Here is a 3,267-nt window from a genome sequence, read left to right on the forward strand (position 1 = left end):
GGCGGCCTGCGGCGAGCGGGTCAGGTTCTCCGCGACCAGCCCGCGCCGGAAGTCCAGCAGCGCCCGCCCCCGCGCCCCCGGCGCGATCAGCGCCGCCGCCCGCCCCAGCGCGGCCCGCGCCTCGTCGGACCGGTCGCGCACCCCGTGCACGGTGGCGGCGTAGGCGAGGTGGCCGCGTTCGCAGGCGGCGGCCCCGCGCTCCTCGTCGCTGTGGGCCAGCGCCTCCGCGGTGCGCAGCGCGTCCTCCGCCTCCGCCCAGCCCTGCTCGGTGTACAGGCACCGCTCCACCAGCAGCGCGGCCCGCTGCAACGCGGTGGCCGCGGTCACCGGCTGCAACAGCGCCACCGCGTCGGCCCAGCAGGCGCGCGAGCGCAGCCGCCACACCGCGGTCTGGAGCGGATCGTCACCCTCGGTCGTTCCCCAACCAGAACCAGCCATGGCGGAATGCGCCACGTCGCCCTCCCCAAGCACGCCATCGAGCCGTCGAGTGGTGGCCGCATCTCAGCACGGATCGAGGCGCCCGGCCAAGGGGGTGGGTGAAAGATTTCACAAAGTGGCGGTGTTTCGGCGGCCGGGGTTCGGAACCCTTCGGACGCCTTGGCTCAGCTCATCCGCAGTGCCAGGAAGAAATCGAGCTTGTCCTCCAGGCGCGAGAGGTCACGCCCCGTCAACTGCTCGATCCGCCCGACGCGGTAGCGCAGCGTGTTGACGTGCAGGTGGAGCCGGGTCGCACAGCGGGTCCAGGAGCCGTCGGAGTCGAGGAAGGCCTCCAGTGTCGGGATCAGCTCGGCGCGGTGGCGGCGGTCGTAGTCCCGCAGGGGGTCCAGCAGCCGGGCCGTGAAGGCGCGGCGCACGTCGTCGGGGACGAAGGGGAGCAGCAGCACGTGCGAGGCCAGTTCCTGGTGGCCGGCCGCGCACACCCGGCCGGGCCGGGCCGCGGCGACCCGCCGCGCGTGCCGGGCCTCCTCCAGCGCCCCGCGCAGCCCCTCCGCGGAGTGCACGGCCGCGCTGACGCCGAGCGTGAGCCGTCCGTCGCCGTCCAGTCCGGCCGCCAGCGGGTCCCGCACGGACGCCAGCAGCGCGTCGGCGAGGATCCCGGCCTCGGAGCCGTCGTGCTCGCTGGAGACCGCGGGCAGCGGCACCAGCGCGATGGCCTCCTCGCCGGTGTGCGCCACGGCGATGCGGTCGGAGGGCTCGGGGCCCGCCGCCAGCGGGTCGACGAGGATCTCCTCCAGGAGCCGCTGGGCGACCGGCCCGTCCTCGACCTGGCCGTCCTCCCACTCGACGCGGGCCACGACGACCTGCCAGTGCGGGGCCGCGCCGAGACCCGGCAGCAGCACCGGCGCCGCGACCCGCAGCCGGGCCGCGATCTCGGCGGGCGCCGCGCCCGTCTGCACCAGCTCCAGCACCTCCTGCGCGAGCCGCCGCCGCACCGTGCGCGCCGCGTCCCGCCGGTCCCGCTCGACCGCTATCAGCTGGGTGACGCCGTACAGCAGGTCGAGCCGTTCCTCGGCCCACTCCCCGGCGTCCGCCTCCACGGCCAGCAGCCAGTCGGACAGCACGCTCTCGCGCACGTCCCGCGCGGCCTGCGGCGCACGGCCGGTGCTGCGCACCGGGAACAGGCTGTACGTCGTCCCGCCCACCGTCACCCGGTGCGGCGCCCGGCGGCCCGCGCGGGTCGCGGCCAGGTGCTCCGCCGCCAGCTTCGCGCAGACCTCGGCGGGCAGCACGGGGCCCGAGTCCTTGGGGTTGGCGACGGGCCGCCCGGTCGGGGACAGCACCCAGGCCCGCAGGTCGAGGTCGGAACCGAGCAGGTCCAGGACCACGTCGGGGCCGCCGCCCGCCGGCCCGGACGTCATCATCCGCCGGTGCCGGTCCACCACGGCCGCCAGGTCGCCGGCCCGCTCGCCGGACACCTGGCGCACCACGTGCTCGGTGACGGTCGCGAACGCCACCGACTCGTTCACCGCGAACAGCGGCAGCCGGTGCCGCGCGCACGCCGCCACCAGGTCCTCCGGCACGCTGCCGAGCTCGGCCTCACCGGCGGCGAGGGCCGCCACCCCGGCCTGCACCAGGATGCGGACGAACGGTTCGGAGTCGGCGGTGTCCCGGCGCCAGGCCAGGCCGGTGAGGACCAGCTCCCCGCCGGAGAGATAGCGGCTGGGATCCCGCAGGTCGGTGGTCATCACGCCCCGGACGGAGCGGTCCAGCTCGTCCTCGCCGCCGAGCAGCTTGAGGCCCAGCGCGTCGGTGTCCAGCAGTGCGCGCAGCCGCATTCTCGTCGCCGCCGTTCTTTCGTCTCGAAATGTTCGCTTGATCGTGGTGGGTCCGGGTCAGGGGACCGGTCGGCGGGCCGGCGAGCGCCGCTCGCCCGCTTCCGAGCCGTGTTCCAGGTCACGCGGCTGTTTCGCCCGTTTCCAGAGGAAGACGAGGAGGTTACTGAGGACCTCCGTTCATACGAATCTACAAGATGCCCGCCTTGGCCAGCCAACTCCTTCATGGTTTCTGCGACTGACCCAGGTGGAGCACCGGGCGGTGTACTGAGCCCACTCCACGTGAACAGGACATGAACGACCCGGGCCCGCCGCTTGCGGATTGGCTCAAACCCGCACACCCCACAAGACGATGAAGAGAGCCGGTATGGACTTCCTTCGCCCCGCCAGTTGGGAGGAGGCGCTCGCCGCCAAGGCCGAGCACCCCACCGCTGTGCCGCTTGCGGGTGGCACCGACGTGATGGTCGAGATCAACTTCGACCACCGGCGGCCCGAGTACCTCATGGACCTGAACCGCATCGGCGAGCTGACCGAGTGGGAGGTCCAGGAGGATTCCGTTCGGCTCGGTGCCTCCGTGCCCTACACGCAGATCATGGAGAACCTGAGCACCGAGCTGCCGGGTCTCGCCCTCGCCTCGCACACGGTCGCCTCCCCGCAGATCCGTCATCGCGGCGGCGTGGGCGGGAACCTCGGCACCGCCTCCCCGGCCGGCGACGCCCACCCGGCGCTCCTCGCCGCCGGGGCCGAGGTCGAGGCCGAGTCGGTGCGCGGCACCCGCCGCATCCCGATCGACGCCTTCTACACCGGCGTGAAGCGCAACGCGCTGGCGCCCGACGAGCTGATCCGCGCCGTGCACATCAAGAAGGCGGACGGCCCGCAGCAGTTCTCCAAGGTCGGCACCCGCAACGCCATGGTCATCGCCGTGTGCGCGTTCGGCCTGGCCCTGCACCCGGCCACCCGCACGGTCCGCACCGGCATCGGCTCGGCCGCACCC

General features: G+C 74.0%; 2 protein-coding genes and 1 pseudogene. 1 reads left to right on the forward strand and 2 read right to left on the reverse strand.

Annotation, left to right across the window (positions count from 1 at the left end):
• Together GTW67_RS15035 and GTW67_RS15040 are read right to left on the reverse strand one after the other, a co-directional pair.
• Nucleotides 1-453: pseudogene (locus tag GTW67_RS15035) on the reverse strand (hypothetical protein); the annotation flags it as partial.
• Between the two features lie 149 nt (nucleotides 454-602).
• Nucleotides 603-2,276 (reverse strand): PucR family transcriptional regulator, encoded by a 1,674-nt coding sequence (locus GTW67_RS15040; protein WP_161165324.1) that lies wholly within the window; start codon nucleotides 2,274-2,276, stop codon nucleotides 603-605.
• A gap of 364 nt (nucleotides 2,277-2,640) precedes the next feature.
• Between GTW67_RS15040 and GTW67_RS15045 the strand changes: the two genes are divergently transcribed.
• Nucleotides 2,641-3,267: FAD binding domain-containing protein (locus tag GTW67_RS15045; RefSeq protein WP_202437259.1), on the forward strand; the 627-nt coding region annotated here is incomplete at its 3' end.

This window comes from Streptomyces sp. SID5910, from assembly GCF_009862125.1.
Taxonomy (GTDB): Bacteria; Actinomycetota; Actinomycetes; order Streptomycetales; family Streptomycetaceae; genus Streptomyces.

Excerpts from the sequence above, each read along its gene's own strand:
- GTW67_RS15040 (WP_161165324.1), bottom strand. The coding sequence starts at position 2,276 with ATGCGGCTGCGCGCACTGCTGGACACCGACGCGCTGGGCCTCAAGCTG.